The organism is Ancylobacter lacus, assembly GCF_018390635.1.
GTDB lineage: Bacteria > Pseudomonadota > Alphaproteobacteria > Rhizobiales > Xanthobacteraceae > Ancylobacter > Ancylobacter lacus.
The window spans coordinates 196,759-214,487 of sequence record NZ_JAHBGE010000044.1 but is presented as its reverse complement, the minus strand read 5'-3'; the positions used below and the strand labels follow the sequence as shown (position 1 = coordinate 214,487).

The following is a 17,729-nucleotide window of genomic DNA, read 5'->3' as shown; positions in this document are numbered from 1 at the left end:
GGCGGCGTCCGCGCGGGGGGAGCGGACGACAGATGTCAGCACAACCGATTCCGCCAGTCTGCACCACAGCAGGGCCAGCCGGCAAACGGGTGGCGGCGGGGGGCCACGGCCTGTGGGCGGCGGCGGGCCGTCACGTCCAGACCGCAGCACGGCCCCCCGCAATGCGGCCAGTGAAGGGCCGGGCCAGAGTGTCCGCTTCAAGGGAAGAGGCGACGCGGACGCGGCGGGCGAAGAGGGCCGGCGCGCCACGCACGGTTGAAGGGACGCCTTTGCGCGGGAGCCGGAGCCGCACCGGGCGGCAACGGCCCGGGAGATCACCGTGCCGGAGGCGGCGGGACCGAAAGCAGCGGGAGCGGCGGCAGCGCCGGATCGGTGCCCCCCCGGAGCGAGGCGCCTTCCCGACCGACGCGGGCGGCCTGTCGCCAGTGGTACCGACGCGGCGGGTCCCGGCACATCGGCACCGCGCCGGCGCGGCGGTCGCGCGCGCCGTGTGGCGGACCAAGGATCGCCCGCCGACCATGCGACGCCCGGGGAACGAGGTCGCGCCGGACACCCCAAGGTGCGACGGTCCGGGCCGTCGGCCCCCGCACCCGGAACGAACGGCGCCGGCTCGCCCACCCGAGCCGGCCCGGGCATCGCCGGTCCGCCCTGCGGATCGGCGACGCTCCTCCGGCTCCCCGACCCGCACCCGGACCGATGTCGCGCGGCGCCCCGCCCGCCGGAGCCGGACAGCAACGCCTCTCCCTGCGCCGGGACTGGTGATGGCGGGCCCGGCTTCTGCGCCTCCGGGGGTCTCGGAGCGCCGGGCCGGCTCTCCCGCGCGCCGGGGCGAGGGGGCCGGGCGCATCCCTGGGGACCAGCGGTCGAGGGTACATGGCCCTCCCACACGCCCCGGGATGGGTCATCGCGCGCCTGCGGATGGACGCCGCTCGCCGGGAGGCGCATCGCTCACCCGGCCGGAAAGCTCGGCTATGGAAGGCCCGCCCCGCCGGTAAAGGCGCACATGCACGTCAGGCTTCCGCCGGGCAGGACGTCTCCCGCCCGCCGGCAACCTCCCCCGCCCCTTCAGCCCGCCGGTGCGCGGGCCAGCATCAGCGCGGTGGCGAGGCCGCCGGCGGCGGGGATGGCGGCGAGGCCCAGCGCGCCGGGACGGGTGCCGGGCCGCACCAGCTCCTGGAACAGCCGCACCGCGAGAATGGCGCCGGAGGCGCCGATGGGGTGGCCGCGCGCCAGCGCCCCGCCGCCACGGTTGACCCGCTCCCCCGGCACCCCGATCTCGACCCGGTTGGCGAGGGCCTGCACCGCGGAGGATTCCATCAGCTCGACCACCCCCAGCTCGCCCGGCACATGGCCGGTGCGCGCCAGCAGCGCGCTGACCGCCGGCGGCAGCGCGGCGAAGGGCCATTCCGGCGGGCCGCCCCGGGCCAGCCCGCCGACCACGGTGCAGCCGGCGCTCTTGCGCCCCGCCGCCAGCGCGCGGGCGAGATCGCGCGAGACCACCAGCAGCGCGGCGGCGGCGTCCGCCTCCACCGCCACCACGCTGGCATCGAGCGCGCAGGCCCCCTCGCCCGCCACCACCGGGGCCCGGCGGCAGAGCGGCGGGGTGAGCGGGCGGGTGAAGGCGTCCGCCTCCAGCCCCGCCACCGGCACGATCTCCAGCGCGAGCCGCGCCGCCGCCGCCCGCGCCGCGGCGTGGCTGCCGCAGGCGAGGGCGTGCTGCACCTCGCGGCGGATGCCTTCCTGCGCGGCGAAGGCGGCCATCGCCGCCAGCGGGTCGGGGTCGCGCTCCGGCCAGGGGGCGAAGGCGGGGCGGTCGTAGAAATCCGGCGTCTCGTTCGCCCCGCGCGGACGATGGGCGCGCAGCGGCGACCGGCTGAAGCTCTCCACCCCGCCGGCCAGCACCGCCCGGGCGCCGCCGGTCTCCACCAGCCGGGCGGCGGCGAGCACCGCGTCCAGCCCGGAACAGCACTGGGTGTCGAGGGTCAGCGCCGGCACGTCCTCCGGCAGGCCGGCCGCCAGCGCGGCGAGGCGCGCGACATTGCCGCCGCCGGACAGCGCGTTGCCGAGAATCACCTCGTCCACATCCGCCGCCTCGAGGCCGGCATCGGCGAGGCAGGCCGCCAGCACCGGCGCGGCGAGCCGGTGCGGCTCGATATCGGCGAAGGCGCCGCCGCGCGGGGCCACCGCCGTGCGGCGCGCGGCAAGGATGACGGCTGGTCCGCTCACGCTGCGCCCTCCCCCCTGGCCAGCCGCGCCTCCACCGCATCGCGCAGGGCGGGCAGATCGGCCTTGCCGCCCGCGGTGCGCGGAAACGCCTCCATCAGCACGAAGCGGCGCGGCACCTTGGCACCCGGCAAGCGGGCCCGGCAATGGGCACGCAGCGCGGCGATGTCCGGCCCGTTGGTCCCCGGCGCCGCCACCGCCCGCACCGCCGCCACCAGTTCCACCCCGCGCAGCCCGTCGGCCCGGCCGAACACCACCGCCTCGGCGACGCCGGGCGCTCCCGCCAGCACCGCCTCCACCTCCTCGGGATAGACATTGAGCCCGGCGGTCACCAGCATGCGCTTCTCCCGCCCGTGCAGGGTGAGGAAGCCGCGCGGGTCCAGCGCGCCATGGTCGCCCACGCTCATCCAGCCGTCGCGCCGGGCGATCGGCTCGCCGCCGCAGGCATAGTCCTGGAACAGCATGCCGCTGCGCACCCACACCGCGCCCACCGCGCCGGGCGGCAGGTCGCGGCCGGCGGCGTCGCGGATCGCCAGTTCCACCCCCCGGGCGGCCCGCCCGACCGAGCCCGCCGGCACATCCTCGCCGGGAAGGGCGACGGTGACGAAGGACAGTTCGGAGGCGCCGTAGAATTCGGCAAGCGCCGCGCGGGGAAACAGCCGCTCCACCGCCGCCCGCCCGGCCGGCTGCCATTTCGCCCCGCTGGTCATGATGAGGCGCACCGAGCCCAGCGCGCGCCCCGCGCCCGCCTCCGCCAGCATCTGCAACTGGGTCGGGGTGGCGTAGAGCGCGGTGACGCCGCGCACCGCGATCAGCCGGAGCGCCCGGCGCGGGTGGAAGCGGCGCATCATCACCGCCTCGGCGCCGATGTGCAGGGCGTGGACCAGCCCGTAGAGGTGCAGCGAGGCCGCCAGCCCGCCGGGCGCCAGCACCACATCCGCCGGGGAGAGGCCGAACTCGGCCTCGCTCACCGCGAAACTCTCGATCCAGGACCGGTGGCTGCGGCGGTAGCCCTTGGGCATGCCGGTGGAGCCGGAGGTGAAGCCGACATAGAACGCGGCTTCCGGGGCCGGCGGCGCCGGCCAGCCCGGCGCGGGGGCGAAGCGCTCGCCCCCGGACAACGTGAGCGGCGGGGCGAGCGCGGCCTCGATGGCGGCGCGGTAGGGCGCGGGCCAGCCGGTGTCGTAGACCAGCCCCTGCCGGCCGGCGACCGCGCAGGCGAGGAAAGCCAGCGCCAGTTCCGGCCCGTTCGGCAGCGCCAGCCCGATGCCCGCGCCGGGCGGCGTTGCGGCGGCGAGGAAGCCGGCGCGCGCCGCCACCGCCGCGACCAGCGTCCGGCGGTCCATCGCCTCGCCGTCGCAGACCAGCGCCACCCGGTCCGGCGCCGCGTCCGCGAGGGCGGGCAGCGCCGCGCCGAGGGTGGCGGGCACGCCGTCACGGACAGGCGCGGCGGGAAGGCGCCCGCCCGCCGGGGCCGCGGCCGGCGCGGAAGGTGGCGGGCCGGCGGGGTCCACCGCCGCTCAGGCGCGCGAGAGCAGGGCGTCGGGCAGGCCGCGGGCCACGGTCTGGGCGATCAGCGCCACCAGCACCGCCTTCACCGCGTCGCCGGGCAGGAAGACGAGGCACGCCTTCGCCGCCGCCAGCGGGGCGAGGCTGCCCAGCGCCGACATGCCGAGGATGCCGAGGGGATACAGCACCACGATGCCCCCGAGCACCGCCGCCGCCAGCGCCGCCGGCAGCACCGCGCGGCGCCGCAGGCCCTGCATCGCCAGCCCGGCGGCGAAGGCCGCCACGGGATAGCCGAGCAGGAAGCCGGCGGACGGGGTGAAGAACACGCCGAAGCCGCCGCGCCCGCCCGCCAGCAGCGGCGCGCCCATGGCCACCGCCAGCAGGAACAGCCCCACCGCCGCCGCCCCGCGCCACGCCCCGAGCATCACCCCCGCCAGCATGATGCCCATGCTCTGCGCGGTGATCGGCACGCCGCCGGCGAAGGGCAGATCGAATTTCGGCATCAGCCCCAGCACCGCGATGACGGCGGCATAGAGCGCGATCTGAACGAGGGTGCGGTCGGCGGAGGCGGTCTTCATCGGCGGCTCGCTCGCGATACGCCGCCCCGCGCGCTCAGCGCCTCGGCGACATGGTTGGACAAACGCAGCGTCTGGATACAGAAAGGCGCGAGCAGGCGCCAGCCGCCGCGCCGGCCGCAACGGGCGCGCCAGCTCTCGTTCAGCGCCTCCCACAGCGCGAAGAGCAGCGGCACGAAGCGGATCATCATCGCCACCGCCAGCGCCACCGCGCGCGGGGAAACGCCGATCAGCGCGAGCGGGCGCAGCAGCGGCTCCACCACCTCCATCATCTCGTCCATGCGGGTGGTCATGGTCACCGCGTTGGCGATCAGAATCATGCCGGCCAGCCGCAGCACCGCGACGAGGCCGAGCCGGGGGTCGCCGCTCCACCAGTGGAAGGCGAAGAGCAGCGCCAGCAGCGGCGCCATGGCCCGCAGCAGCACCATCTGCCGCAGCGCCTCGCGCCCCAGCGCGGCATAGAGCGCGAGCGCCCCCGCCACCAGCGCCGCCATCGCCGGCAGGCTGTCCAGCGGGGTGACGACAAGGCTGAGCCCCGCCAGCACGCCGAGCTTCAGCCACGCCGGCAGGCGATGGGCCCAGGTGCGGCGCGCGAGATAGAGCGAGATCACGTGCCCGGCTCCGCCGGGCGCGCCAGCCGCTCCAGCGCCCGCTGGCGATAGGCCTCGACCACCGGCCCCGGCGCGCCATCCATCGCCACCCGGCCACGGTCGAGCCAGATCACCCGGTCATAGCCGGCGAAGGCGTCGAGCTCGTGGGCGATCAGCACCACCTGCTGCGGCAGGGTGTCGATCAGCCGTTCCAGCCGCAGCCGGGTCGGCAGGTCGAGGCTGGAGAACGGCTCGTCCAGCACCAGCAGGGTCGGCTCCATCACCAGCACCGCGATGATGCAGAGGAACTGCTTCTCGCCCTCGGAAAGGGTGTGCACCGCCCGGTCCGCCCAGTGGGCGCGGCCGTGGCGGGCGAGCGCGGAACGCGCCTCCGCCGCCGCCGCGCGCCGCGGCAGGCCGGTCTGCTCCAGGCTGAAGGCGATTTCCTCGATCACCGTGGGGAAGATGATCTGGTGGTCGGGATTCTGGAAGATGAAGCCCACCCGGCGCGGCAGCGCCGCCGTATCCGCCGCCGTATCGAGCCCGTGGACCCGCACCCGGCCCGAATCGGGCAGCAGCAGCCCGTTGAACAGCCGCGCCAGCGAGCTCTTGCCGGAGCCGTTGTCGCCGATCAGCCCCACCCGGGCCTCGCCGAGCGCCAGCGAAAGGGCCGAGAGCACCTCGCGCCCACCCCGCTCAAGGGTGACGTTGTCGAGCAGGATGCGGCGATCGTCCGGGGTCGTCGGCACGGCAACGGTTCCACGCACCGTCCGGCGCGGGAGGCGCCGGCTCGGCTCGCCATCGCCTTAGCCGACCTGCCCGGCTTTGTCGCCCATCGTCGATGGAATTACTCAGATACCTTCAAATGATACCTCCCGTCAGCCGGACCATCTGAGGCTCGCGGCAAAGCGCCGCAACCGGCGGAAGGCGGCGGCGCCGCCGCCGGCCCGGGCGCGGACAATGGCGCCCTCGTAGAAGTCGATCAGCCCGGCCGCGGTATCGGCGGGGTCCAGCGCAGGGTCGACCTCGCCGGCCTGCTGGGCCTCGGCGATGAGCGCGGCGAGATCCTGCTCCCAGCGCTCGAAGGCGGCGGCGAGGCGCTGGCGCAGCTCCGGCCCCAGCCCGCCGACCGACTGCGCCAGCACCCCGTAAAGGCATCCCGCCAGGGCGGTTCCGCCCAGCGCCTCGGCCTCCAGATGGACGATATAGGCGTCCAGCCGGGCCATCGGCGTGCGCGTGGCGTCGCCGAACACCGCCAGCCGGTGGGCGCGGTAATGGGCGACATAGGCGTCCAGCACGGCGGCGGCGAAGTCCTCCTTGCTGGGGAAGAAATGGTAGAAGGAGCCCTTCGGCACATCGACCGACGCCAGAAGCGGGCCGAGGCCGGTTCCCTCATAGCCATGTTCGAGCAGCGCCCGGATTCCGGCCGCCAGAATTTTTTCGCGGGTGGGCGATGGATTTTCCATGACTAGACGACCGGTCTACTTTAAACAGATGCCATTGAAGCACGAAGGGATCGCCATGTCCAAGGCAGGAACGCGCAGCTTGGGCCTTGCGGCCATTCTCGGCGCCACGGTGCTGTGGAGCACCACCGGCCTGTTCGTGCGGCTGGCCGGGCTGGACGGCTGGTCGATCGTGCTGTGGCGCTCGGTCTTCGCCGCGCTGGCGCTGGCGATCTACTGGCCGCTGGCGGTGCGCGAGCGCGGCGCGGCGCTGCGGGCCACCTTCTCCGGCGCCGGGGTGGCGACCGTGCTGCTCGGCGTGCTCGGCAGCGCCACCTACATCGTCGCGCTCACCCTCACCTCGGTGGCGACGGTGATGACGGTCTATGCCGCGCTGCCCTTCGTCAGTGGGGCGCTGGCCTTCCTGGCGACGGGGGAGCGCCTGACCCGCCGGTTCGGCGCCGCGGGGCTGCTGGCGGTGATCGGCATCGCGGTGATGTGCGGCGCCGCGGTCGGGCCGAACGACCTGTTCGGCATCCTGCTCTCGCTGCTGATGACGGTGAGCTATGCCGGCATGCTGGTGCTGGCCAAGAAGCACCCGAGCCTCGACACCACGCTGCTGAGCCTCGGCTCGGCGCTGGGCTGCATCGTGGTGGCGCTGCCGCTGGTGCCGCATGAATGGCCGGCAACCGGCTCGCTGGTGGCCTGCGCCCTGCTCGGCACGCTCACCAGCGGGCTCGCCAGCGTGCTCACCCTCATTGGCGGCCGCCATATCGGCTCCGGCGAGGCCGGCTTCCTGCTGCTGCTCGACGTCGCGCTTGCGCCGCTCTGGGTGTGGGCGCTGCTCGGCGAGACGGTGACGCTGCCGGTGCTGGCGGGCGGCGGCCTCGTGGTCGCCGCCGTGCTGTGGTACCTCGCCGGCGACAGCTTCCGTCGCGCCCCGGCCGAGCCCCGCCCCTGCGGGCCGGGCTGACGAGCGGGCGGGGCCGCGCCCTCAGCCGCGCCCGCAGCCGCGCGGGCCGCCGCTCACAGCATCTCCAGCCCGCGCTTGCGGGTGGGCGGGCGGAAGCTGGCGTCGAGCACGGCGAAATCCGCCGGCTCCAGCGTGATCGCCGCCGCGCCGGCGTTCTCGCGCATGTGCTCGGCCCGCGAAGCCTTGGGAATAGCGATGGTGCCCGGCGCGCGCATCACCCAGGCCAGCGCCACCTGATAGGGGGTGGCGTCGTATTTCTGCGCCACCTGCGCCAGCGCGCCGGCCTGCGGCAGGCGGCCCTGCTCGATCGGGCTGTAAGCCATCAGCGGCACCTTGTGCCGCTCCATCCACGGCAGCAGGTCCCATTCCGGCCCGCGCCGGCCGAGATTGTAGAGCACCTGGTTGACCGCGCAGGCGGTGCCGCCCGGGGTCTCCCACAGCTCCTCCATGTCGTCGGTGTCGAAATTGGAGACGCCCCAGTGGCGGATCTTGCCCTGCGCCTTCAGGTGCTCGAAGCCGCGCACCGTCTCCTCCAGCGGCACGCCGCCGCGCCAGTGCAGGAGATAGAGGTCGAGCCGGTCGGTCCGCAGCCGCTTCAGGCTGCGCTCGCAGGCGGCGATGACCCCGGCCCGGCTGGCATTGTGGGGGTACACCTTGCTGACGAGGAACACCCCGTCGCGCAGGCCGGCCAGCGCGCCGCCGAGGAAGCTCTCGCAGGCGCCCTCGCCATACATCTCCGCGGTGTCGACCAGCGTCATGCCAAGCTCGACGCCGAGCCGCACCGCCTCGGTCTCGGCGCGCAGCGCGGCGGGGCGCTCGCCCATCATCCAGGTTCCGATGCTGAGCTGCGGCACATCTTCGCCGCCGGGCAGAACGACGCGGTGCATGGGCGTTTCCTCCATCCGTCTTCCCCGCAGCGGGATTGCCATCCCCGCACGCGGCGCGCAAGCGTGCTAGACTGGCGCACCCGATTTGCCGCCGCCCCTTCCGCCGTTCCAGCCCGCCAGGCCCATGTCGCCGAGCTCCGCCCCGCTGCCGTCCCCGGCCCGCCCCGACGCCGCCGCCGGCACCGCCGACACCGCGCTCTCGATCGGCCTCAGCGCGGTCATCGTCGCGGTGACCGGGGACGACCCCAAGGTGCTGGCGGTGCGCCATGGCGGGCACGAGCAGCTTCCCTCCGGCCCGCTGGAGCGCAACCACCGCACGCTGGAGCAGGGCCTGCGGAGCTGGGTGGAGCGGCAGACCCACCAGGTGCTCGGCCATGTCGAGCAGCTCTACACCTTCGGCGACCGCGACCGCCGCGAGACCGACGGCGAGGACGCCCGCCGCGCGCTCTCGGTGGCCTATCTCGCGCTGGTGCGGGAGGCGCGCCCGGCCGGCGACGCCGACGCGGCGTGGGAGAGCTGGTACCGCTATTTTCCATGGGAAGACTGGCGCGACGGCCGGCCCGCCATCTTCGACGCCATCGAGCCCGGGCTGCGGGCCTGGGCCGCGGCGGCGCCCAACGCCGCGGTGGGGGCGATGCGGGCCGAGCGGCTCTCGCTGGCCTTCGGCTTCGGCCAGACCCGCGACGAGGAGCGGGTGCTGGAACGCTACGAGCTGCTCTACGAGGCGGGCATGGTGGCGGAAGGGCTGCGCGAGCACGGCGTCGCCCCCTCGCCGGAGCGGCCCTGCCTGCCCGGCGCCGAGATGGCGGTGGACCATCGCCGCATGCTGGCGCTGGCGATCGCCCGGCTGCGCGGCAAGATCAAGTACCGCCCCGTGGTGTTCGAGCTGATGCCGCCGAGCTTCACCCTCGGCCAGCTCCAGAACGCGGTGGAGGCGCTGTCCGGGGTGCGGCTGCACAAGCAGAATTTCCGCCGCCTCATCGAGCAGCAGCGGCTGGTGGAGGAAACCGGCGAGGCGACCAGCGAGACCGGCGGGCGCCCCGCCCGGCTGGTGCGGTTCCGCCGCGAGGTGCTGCTGGAGCGCCCGGCCCCCGGCGTGCGGCTGCCGAGCGCCGGTGTCCGGCGGTAGCGGCGGGCGGGCGCGCCGCGGCGCATCACCTTCAAACCCTTACAATGAAAAGGTTTTGGGTACCTCATGGCAATTCTGTCGCAGATCGGTGACGGGCCGTTGACAACGCCTTATACTCAGTCCTAGCATAAGTCGTTGCCCGGGTCCTTGACCCGGGTTCTTTGTACCCCATTTATGCTCAGAACGAGCATAAGGGAGGATGCCATGCTGGACGTCACCTTCGCCCGCGGCGACGCGGCCCCCGTCGCCGAGACGCTGCCGCGTGAGTCCGCGCTGCCGCGTGAGTCCGCTTTGCGCGCGCCCGCCCCGCGTGAGGCCGAGGCGCTGCCGCTGCCGCACCTCTATGCCCGGGTCGCCCGCCATGTGACGCCGGCCGAATGGCCCCTCATCGCCCGCGAGGTCGAGGCGATCGAGCGGCTGAAGCGCGAACGCAACGCCGTGGTGCTGGGCCACAACTACCAGGCCCCCGAAATCTTCAACACCGTGGCCGACATCGTCGGCGACAGCCTCGCCCTCGCCCGCGAGGCGGTGACGGTGGATGCCGACGTCATCGTCATGGCCGGCGTGCACTTCATGGCCGAGACCGCCAAGCTGCTGAACCCCGCGAAGACAGTGCTGATCCCGGATTCGCAGGCCGGCTGCTCGCTCGCCACCTCGATCACCGCCGCCGACATCCGGCTGCTGCGCCAGCGCTATCCCGGCGTGCCGGTGGTGACCTACGTCAACACCTCGGCCGAGGTGAAGGCGGAGAGCGACTATTGCTGCACCTCCGGCAACGCGGTGAAGGTGGTGCGCCACGTCGCGAAGGAATGGGGCGTCAACCGCATCCTCATGCTGCCGGACGAGTATCTCGCCCGCAACGTGCAGAAGGACGTGCCGGAGATCGAGCTGATCGCCTGGAAGGGCCATTGCGAGGTGCATGAGCGCTTCACCCCGCAGGACATTCGCGACCTGCGCGAGGCCCATCCCGGCGTCGTCGTGCTGGCGCACCCGGAATGCCCGCCGGAGGTGGTGGCGGAAGCCGACTATGCCGGCTCCACCGCCGGCATGGCCGACTATGTCGGCGACCACAAGCCGGGCCGGGTCGTGCTCATCACCGAGTGCTCCATGGCCGACAATGTCGCGGTGCACCACCCCGACATCGAGTTCGTGCGTCCCTGCAACCTGTGCCCGCACATGCGGCGCATCACCCTCGGCAATATCCGCCGGGCGCTGGAGACCATGAGCGAGCAGGTCGAGATCGACCCGGCGGTGGCGGTGAAGGCCCGTGCCGCGGTCGAGCGCATGCTCGCCATCCGCTGACGCAACGGGAAGATCCGCAATGGCAAGGATGGACCGGGCCGAGCCCGGCAGCGCGCGCGCGCCGGAGCATGTGATCGTGGTCGGCGGCGGCATCGCCGGCCTCGCCACCGCGCTGCGGCTGGCGCCGATGCCGGTGACGCTGCTCTGCGCCAGCCCGCTCGGCACCGGCGCCGCCACCGCCTGGGCGCAGGGCGGCATCGCCGCCGCCATCGGCGCCGACGACCATCCCGACCTCCACGCGGTCGACACGCTGAAGGCCGGCGCCGGCCTGTGCGACCCGCTGGTCGCCCGGCTGGTCGCGACCGGCGCGGCGGCGGCGGTGGACTGGCTCGCCCGGCTCGGCACCCCGTTCGACCGCGAGGCCGGCGGCGCGCTGGCGCTCGGGCTGGAAGCGGCGCATTCGCGCCGGCGCATCGTCCATGCCGGCGGCGATTCCACCGGCCGCGTGGTGCTGGAATCGCTGATCCGCGCGGCGGCGGCCTGCGGCAGCATCACCGCACAGGAAGGCCGGCTCGACGGGCTGTTGCGGGACGGTGCCGGCCGCATCGCCGGCATCACCTTCCGCGACCGCAGCGGCGCCGCGCAGGCGCTGGAAGCCCGGGCCGTGGTGCTCGCCACCGGCGGCATCGGCGGGCTCTATGCCTCCACCACCAATCCGCTGACGGCGGTCGGCTCCGGCCTCGCCGTGGCGGCGCGGGCCGGCGCTGTGCTGCGCGACATGGAATTCGTGCAGTTCCACCCCACCGCCATCGCCGCCGGGGCCGACCCGATGCCGCTCGCCACCGAGGCGCTGCGCGGGGAAGGCGCCCAGCTCTTCAACGACCGCGGCGAGCGCTTCATGCGCGGCGTGCCGGGCGCCGAGCTGGCGCCGCGCGACGTGGTGGCGCGCGCCATCTTCGCCGAGATCGCCGCCGGCCGGCGCGTGGTGCTCGACGCCCGGATGGCCGGGATCGAGACCCGCTTTCCCGGCGTGGTGGCGCTGTGCCGCGCCAACGGCATCGACCCGGCGCAGCAGCCGATCCCGGTGCGGCCGGCGGCGCATTACCACATGGGCGGCCTAGCCGTGGACACCGAGGGGCGCACCAGCCTGCCCGGCCTGTGGGCCTGCGGCGAGGTCGCCGCCACCGGCCTGCACGGCGCCAACCGGCTGGCGAGCAACTCGCTGCTGGAGGCGCTGGTCTTCGCCGAGCGCATCGCCGCCGACATCCTCGGCGAGGAGGCCCCCGCGCTGGCACAGCCGGCGCCCGCCTTCGCCCCGGCGCGGACCGCGCCGGAGCTGGCGCGGCTGCGGCCGCTGATGGACCGCCATGTCGGCGTGGTGCGCGAGGCCGCTGGCCTCGCCGAGGCGGTGCGCGTGCTGCAGCCTCTGGCGCAGGGCGGCGCCGAACCGGTGGCCAGCCTCGCCCTCGTCATCGCCGTGGCGGCGCTGCGGCGGGAGGAGAGCCGCGGCGGCCATTGCCGGGCCGACCATCCCGCCACCGCCCCGCTCGCCGTCTCCTCGCGCACCGACCTCGCGGAGACGCTGGCCTTCGCCGAGGCCTTCGTCGAGGCGCCCGTCGCCGCAGCGGCGGCTGCGGAAACGCCTGCCGCCGAGACGGATGGCGCCGAGCCCCGGCGCGTCGCCTAGGCCCGCGCCCGCCGCCCTTTCCAGAACCGGATGCCGCCATGACCCCGCTTTCCCCGCTGCCGCGCCTTCTCGTCGAGCCGGTGCTGCGCGCCGCCTTTCTGGAGGATCTCGGCCGCGCCGGCGACGTCACCACGGATTCGGTTGTGCCGGCGGGCGAGCGCTTCCGGGCCGTGATCGCCAGCCGGCAGAACGGGGTGGCGGCCGGCACCGATGTCGCCGCGCTGGCCTTCCACCTGTTCGACCCCACGCTCGACGTGCTGGTGGAGCGCCCCGACGGCAGCGCGCTGCGCCCCGGCGACGTGGTGCTGCGGCTCGAAGGCCCGGCCCGCTCCATCCTCACCGCCGAGCGGGTGGCGCTGAACCTCGCCTGCCGGCTCTCGGGCATCGCCACCGCCACTGCCGGCCTGGTCGGCATCGCCAAGGCGCACGGCCATGCCGACGTGGTGTGCACCCGCAAGACCACGCCCGGGCTGCGGGCGCTGGAAAAGCACGCGGTGCGGGCCGGCGGCGGGGCGAATCACCGCTTCGGGCTCGACGACGCCATCCTCATCAAGGACAACCACATCGCGGTGGCCGGCGGCGTCGCCACCGCCATCCGCCGCGCCAAGACCCATGCCGGGCACATGGTGAAGATCGAGGTGGAGGTGGACACGCTGGACCAGCTCGACGAGGCCATGGCCGAGGGGGTCGACGCCGTGCTGCTGGACAATATGGACCCCGACACGCTGCGCCGGGCGGTGGCGCTGGTGGACGGCCGCGCTCTCACCGAGGCTTCCGGCCGCATCAACGCCGAGACCATCGGGGCGGTGGCGGCGAGCGGGGTCGACCTGATCTCGGTGGGCTGGATCACCCACAGCGCCCCCATCCTCGACCTCGGGCTGGATGCCTTCGACGCGGCGTGAGGCCCGCATCGCCCCCGCTAAGGAGCGGAAGCACCGCGGAAACCGCATGGCTGTACCGCGATGGATGCTTCTGCCCTTGAATGCGGCATGCATTTGTGCGATGCAATGAGGGTCTGATAAGCCATGCGGGAGAGACCGACAGTCCTCCCGGGCATGTGTCGGCGCCGACGGAGCAACCCCCCAGGAAACTCTCAGGCACCAGGGACCGCATGGTCAGGACGATCTGGAGAGAGGCGCCGGCCCTCGGGTCGGGCGCCCACCGAAGGGGAAGCCCGAGACAGGGGACGCAGGTCCTACCTCCTCGGGGCGAGCTCTCAGGTACCGCGACAGATTGGGGACAGCCGGAGCCGTGACCCACGGGGGTCGCGCTCCTTGTCGTCCTCAAGCGCGGGAGAGACCCCATGCGCCATTTCGCTGTTATCGGCGCCGGCATCACCGGCATCACCACCGCCTATGCCCTCCGCCAGCGCGGCTATGCCGTCACCGTCATCGATCGCCAGCGCTACGCGGCGATGGAGACGTCCTTCGCCAATGGCGGCCAGCTCTCCGCCAGCAATGCCGAGGTGTGGAACAGCTGGGCGACCGTGCTGAAGGGCATCAAGTGGATGCTCACCCCCGACGCGCCGCTGCTGATGAACCCCAAGCCCTCCTGGCACAAATACAGCTGGATGGCCGAGTTCCTCGCCAACATCCCGAACTACCGCGCCAACACCGTCGAGACCACCCGTCTCGCCATCCAGGCGCGCAAGTACATGTTCGAGATCGCCGCGCGCGAGGGCATCGACTTCAACCACGAGAAGCGCGGCATCCTGCACATCTACCGCGACAAGGCGAGCTATGACGGCGCCGCCGAGGTGAGCAAGCTCTACGCCGCCGGCGGCCTGCCGCGCCGCGCCGTGACCCCGGCGGAGATGCGCGCCCTCGAGCCGACGCTGCACGGCGACTATTACGGCGGCTTCTACACCGAATCCGACTCGACCGGCGACATCCACAAGTTCACCCGTGGCCTCGCCGACGCGGCGGTGCGCCAGGGCGTGCGCTTCGTGAGCGAGGCGAGCGTCGACATGGTCGAGCACATCGGCACCGGCGTGCGGATCGGCTGGTCGGTAGCTCCCGCGGACGAGAACGCCGAGCCCACCCGCGAGACGCTGGTGGCCGACGGCGTGGTGGTGTGCGCCGGCATCGGCAGCCGCGACATCGCCGCGAAACTCGGCGACCGCGTCAACATCTACCCGGTGAAGGGCTATTCCATCACCGTGATGCTGGACGACGAGGCCAGCCAGAAGGCCGCGCCCTGGGTCAGCCTGCTCGACGACAAGACCAAGATCGTCACCAGCCGGCTCGGCGCCGACCGCTTCCGCGTCGCCGGCACGGCGGAGTTCAACGGCGAGAACCGCGACATCCGCGCCGACCGCATCCGCCCGCTGGTGGACTGGACCCGCAAGCTGTTCCCCGGCGTCAGCACCGCGCGCGTGGTGCCGTGGGCCGGCCTGCGGCCGATGATGCCGTCCATGATGCCGAAGGTGGACGCCGGCAAGCTGCCGGGCGTGTTCTACAACACCGGCCACGGTCACCTCGGCTGGACGCTGTCCTGCGTCACCGCGGAGATGATCGCGGAGAAGATCGCCGCCGCCATGCCGGTCGAGACCCCCGCCGGCGCGACGGTGCACGCCTTCCCCCGGAAGGCGGCCTGAGGCCGGGCGGGAGGAGGGCGAGCTCGCCCGGCTCCGCCCCTCCTCCCGCCCCGTCGCTCACCCATTCCGCCGGGCCCCACCGGGCCCGGCGTGACCACCCGGCTCGCACGATCCCGGAGGGATGGCCACTTCCGCAGCGGCAAGCGCCCATGGGACGGAACGCTCCGAGCCCGACGCGGCGGAACGCTCGGGCCCGACGCGGCAACTCCCCGACAACAGCCTCGCCCGCTTCGCCGGAACCCTACAGCCGCACGCCCCGAAGCCGCAGCGCGTTGCCGATGACGCTGACCGAGGACAGCGCCATGGCCAGCGCCGCCACCATCGGCGAGAGCGTCAGCCCGAGCACGGGGTAGAGCACGCCAGCGGCGATCGGCACGCCGGCGGCGTTGTAGAGGAACGCGAAGAAGAGGTTCTGGCGGATATTGGCCATCACCGCCCGGGACAGCGCCCGCGCCTTCACGATGCCGGCGAGATCGCCGCCCAGCAGCGTCACCCCGGCGCTTTCGATGGCGACGTCGGTGCCGGTGCCCATGGCGATGCCGACATCGGCGGCGGCGAGCGCCGGGGCGTCGTTGACGCCGTCGCCGGCCATGGCGACCACCCGGCCCTCCCGCTTCAGCCGCGCCACCACCGCGCCCTTGTCGGCCGGGGCGACGCCGGCCTCGACCTCGGCGATGCCGAGCCGGCGCGCCACCGCCTCCGCCGTGGTGCGGTTGTCGCCGGTGAGCATGACGAGCCGCACCCCGTCGGCCTTCAGCGCGGCGATGGCGCCGGCCGTGGTCTCCTTGATGGGGTCGGCGATGGCGAGCACCGCGGCGGGCCGGCCGTTCACCGCGAGGAAGATGGCGCTGGCGCCCTCCCGGCGCAGTTCCTCCGCCCGCGCGGCGAGCGGGGCGGCGTCGATGCCGAGCTCGGCGAGGAAGCCGGCGCTGCCGATCACCACCCGCTTGCCCTGCACCAGGCCATAGGCGCCCTTGCCCACCGGGCTGTCGAAGCCGCGCACCTTCGGCACGTCGAGCCCGCGCGCCCGGGCCGCCGCGACCACGGCATGGGCGAGCGGGTGCTCCGAGGGCGCCTCCACCGCCGCCGCCAGCGCCAGCGCCTCCGCCTCGGTGAAGCCCTCGGCCGGCTCCAGTACGGTGAGCGCGGGCCGGCCGGCGGTGAGGGTGCCGGTCTTGTCGACGAGAAGGGTGTCGACCCGCTCCAGCCGCTCCAGCGCCTCGGCGTTGCGGATCAGCACCCCGGCCTGCGCGCCGCGCCCGACCCCGACCATGATCGACATCGGGGTGGCGAGCCCCAGCGCGCAGGGGCAGGCGATGATGAGCACCGCCACCGCCGCGATGAGGGCATGGGCGAAGCGCGGCTCCGGCCCCGCGAGATACCAGGCGAGGAAGGCCAGCGCCGCCGCCGCCACCACCGCCGGCACGAACCAGCCGGCGACCCGGTCCGCCAGCCGCTGGATCGGCGCGCGGGAGCGCTGGGCCTCCGCCACCATCTGCACGATGCGCGCCAGCAGGGTGTCGCGCCCCACCTGCTCCGCCCGCATCACCAGCGCGCCCGAGCCGTTGATGGCGCCGCCGACGATGCGCTCGCCGGCGCTGCGGGTGACGGGCAGGGATTCGCCGGTGACGAGCGACTCATCCAGCGCCGAGCGCCCCTCTTCGACGATGCCGTCCACCGGCACCTTCTCGCCCGGGCGCACCCGCAGCCGGTCGCCCACCGCGACCGCGTCGAGCGGCACGTCCTCCTCGGAGCCGTCCGGTTTCAGCCGGCGGGCGGTCTTGGGGGCGAGGTCGAGCAAGGCGCGCAGGGCGCCGGAGGTGCGCTCGCGGGCGGCAAGCTCCAGCACCTGCCCCAGCGCGACCAGCACGGTGATGACCGCCGCCGCCTCGAAATACACCGCCACCGTGCCGTCCGCGCCGCGGAAGGCGGGCGGAAACAGGCCGGGCGCCAGCACGGCGACAAGGCTGTAGGCATAGGCGACGCCGGTGCCCAGCGCGATCAGCGTGAACATGTTGAGGTTGCGCGTCACCAGCGACTGCCAGCCGCGCTCGAAGAACGGAAAGCCCGCCCACAGCACCACCGGCGTCGCCAGCAGCAATTGCACCCACGCCGAGACGCCCGGCGGCACCAGGTGGTGCAGCGCCGGCACGAGGTGGCTGCCCATTTCCAGCGCGAAGACCGGGGCGGTGAAGGCAAGGCCGATCCAGAAGCGGCGCTTCATGTCGGCAAGTTCCGGGTTGGGGCCGGAATCCAGGCTGACCAGCATCGGCTCCAGCGCCATGCCGCAGAGCGGGCAGGTGCCGGGGCCGATCTGCCGGACCTCGGGGTGCATGGGGCAGGTGTATTCGGTGCCGGCCGGCACCGGGGCGGCCTCGGGCCGGCCCTCCAGATAGCGGGCGGGATCGGCGAGGAATTTAGTGCGGCAGCCGTTGCAGCAGAAATACCAGCTCCGCCCGCCATGCCCCGCGCGGTGCTGCGCCGTGTGCGGGTCCACGCTCATGCCGCAGACCGGATCGGTCGCCATCTCCGCCGCCGGGGCGTGACCGGCGTGGGCGTGACCGGCGTGGGCGTGACCGGCGTGGGCGTGGTGATCGTGCCCGGCATGCGCCGCGTGGTCGTGCTCCGGGTGGTCATGGGCGCCGTGGCCGTGGCCCGCATGGTCGTGCGCCGCGTGATCGTGGGCGCAGGCTTGATCGGGATCATGGCCGTCGCAGCCGCCGCCGGCAGGATGTGCCGGTGCGGCCGGGGTGGCGCCGTGCGGCGCCGCGCCACCGCAACAGGAAGCCGCCGCGTCCCTCTCGTCCTTGCCCTGATCCCGTCCGGTCATGTGCGCCTCCATACCCTGAGGGGGTATATAGACTTGCCATATATAC

14 protein-coding genes and 2 riboswitches are annotated in these 17,729 nt (G+C 74.0%); of the genes, 6 read left to right on the top strand and 8 right to left on the bottom strand.

Features of this window, described 5'->3' with window-relative positions; genetic code table 11:
- Positions 1-1,065 precede the first annotated feature (1,065 nt).
- The 6 genes from KHC27_RS22025 to KHC27_RS09870 form a co-directional block, all read right to left on the bottom strand.
- Positions 1,066-2,226, bottom strand: coding sequence for a thiolase family protein (locus tag KHC27_RS22025; RefSeq protein ID WP_213338455.1), 1,161 nt, complete (start codon positions 2,224-2,226; stop codon positions 1,066-1,068).
- Positions 2,223-3,653 carry an AMP-binding protein gene (locus KHC27_RS09890; protein WP_213338454.1) on the bottom strand — a complete coding sequence of 477 codons (1,431 nt, stop codon included), beginning with the start codon at positions 3,651-3,653 and terminating at the stop codon, positions 2,223-2,225. The genes KHC27_RS22025 and KHC27_RS09890 overlap by 4 nt, the downstream gene beginning before the upstream one ends.
- Before the next feature lie 90 nt (positions 3,654-3,743).
- Positions 3,744-4,310, bottom strand: coding sequence for a biotin transporter BioY (locus tag KHC27_RS09885; protein WP_213338453.1), 567 nt, complete (start codon positions 4,308-4,310; stop codon positions 3,744-3,746).
- Positions 4,307-4,918: an energy-coupling factor transporter transmembrane component T family protein gene (locus KHC27_RS09880; RefSeq protein ID WP_213338446.1), complete on the bottom strand. Its 612-nt coding sequence runs from the start codon at positions 4,916-4,918 to the stop codon at positions 4,307-4,309. Before KHC27_RS09880 ends, KHC27_RS09885 begins: the two co-directional genes overlap by 4 nt.
- The gene (locus tag KHC27_RS09875) at positions 4,915-5,646 is read right to left on the bottom strand and encodes an energy-coupling factor ABC transporter ATP-binding protein (RefSeq protein WP_343210879.1); all 732 of its coding nucleotides are present in this window, start codon (positions 5,644-5,646) and stop codon (positions 4,915-4,917) included. Before KHC27_RS09875 ends, KHC27_RS09880 begins: the two co-directional genes overlap by 4 nt.
- Positions 5,647-5,775: 129 nt before the next feature.
- On the bottom strand, positions 5,776-6,363 hold the full coding sequence (locus KHC27_RS09870) for a TetR/AcrR family transcriptional regulator (protein WP_213338445.1): 588 nt from the start codon (positions 6,361-6,363) through the stop codon (positions 5,776-5,778).
- A 55-nt stretch (positions 6,364-6,418) separates the two neighbouring features.
- On the opposite strand from KHC27_RS09870, the gene KHC27_RS09865 reads away from it, so the two are divergent.
- Positions 6,419-7,312 carry a DMT family transporter gene (locus KHC27_RS09865; RefSeq protein WP_213338443.1) on the top strand — a complete coding sequence of 298 codons (894 nt, stop codon included), beginning with the start codon at positions 6,419-6,421 and terminating at the stop codon, positions 7,310-7,312.
- A 53-nt stretch (positions 7,313-7,365) separates the two neighbouring features.
- Here the strand turns inward: KHC27_RS09865 and KHC27_RS09860 are convergent, their stop codons facing one another.
- Positions 7,366-8,199, bottom strand: coding sequence for an aldo/keto reductase (locus KHC27_RS09860; protein ID WP_213338441.1), 834 nt, complete (start codon positions 8,197-8,199; stop codon positions 7,366-7,368).
- Between the two features lie 124 nt (positions 8,200-8,323).
- Here KHC27_RS09860 and KHC27_RS09855 point away from each other — a divergent pair, with 124 nt between their 5' ends.
- The 5 genes from KHC27_RS09855 to KHC27_RS09835 all read left to right on the top strand — a co-directional run bounded on the left by KHC27_RS09855 (position 8,324) and on the right by KHC27_RS09835 (position 14,853).
- Complete coding sequence (locus KHC27_RS09855) at positions 8,324-9,328, top strand: NUDIX hydrolase (RefSeq protein ID WP_246519796.1); 1,005 nt, start codon at positions 8,324-8,326, stop codon at positions 9,326-9,328.
- Between the two features lie 204 nt (positions 9,329-9,532).
- Complete coding sequence (gene nadA / locus KHC27_RS09850; RefSeq protein ID WP_246519795.1) at positions 9,533-10,630, top strand: quinolinate synthase NadA; 1,098 nt, start codon at positions 9,533-9,535, stop codon at positions 10,628-10,630.
- A gap of 28 nt (positions 10,631-10,658) precedes the next feature.
- Positions 10,659-12,257: an L-aspartate oxidase gene (locus tag KHC27_RS09845; RefSeq protein ID WP_213338978.1), complete on the top strand. Its 1,599-nt coding sequence runs from the start codon at positions 10,659-10,661 to the stop codon at positions 12,255-12,257.
- Positions 12,258-12,295: 38 nt separating this feature from the next.
- The gene (gene nadC, locus KHC27_RS09840) at positions 12,296-13,159 is read left to right on the top strand and encodes a carboxylating nicotinate-nucleotide diphosphorylase (RefSeq protein WP_213338439.1); all 864 of its coding nucleotides are present in this window, start codon (positions 12,296-12,298) and stop codon (positions 13,157-13,159) included.
- Between the two features lie 116 nt (positions 13,160-13,275).
- A riboswitch (glycine riboswitch) is annotated at positions 13,276-13,377 on the top strand.
- A 1-nt stretch (position 13,378) separates the two neighbouring features.
- Positions 13,379-13,493: riboswitch (glycine riboswitch) on the top strand.
- A 67-nt stretch (positions 13,494-13,560) separates the two neighbouring features.
- The gene (locus KHC27_RS09835; protein ID WP_213338437.1) at positions 13,561-14,853 is read left to right on the top strand and encodes a D-amino acid dehydrogenase; all 1,293 of its coding nucleotides are present in this window, start codon (positions 13,561-13,563) and stop codon (positions 14,851-14,853) included.
- 241 nt (positions 14,854-15,094) lie between these two features.
- Here the strand turns inward: KHC27_RS09835 and KHC27_RS09830 are convergent, their stop codons facing one another.
- Positions 15,095-17,683 carry a heavy metal translocating P-type ATPase gene (locus KHC27_RS09830; RefSeq protein WP_213338435.1) on the bottom strand — a complete coding sequence of 863 codons (2,589 nt, stop codon included), beginning with the start codon at positions 17,681-17,683 and terminating at the stop codon, positions 15,095-15,097.
- Positions 17,684-17,729 lie beyond the last annotated feature (46 nt).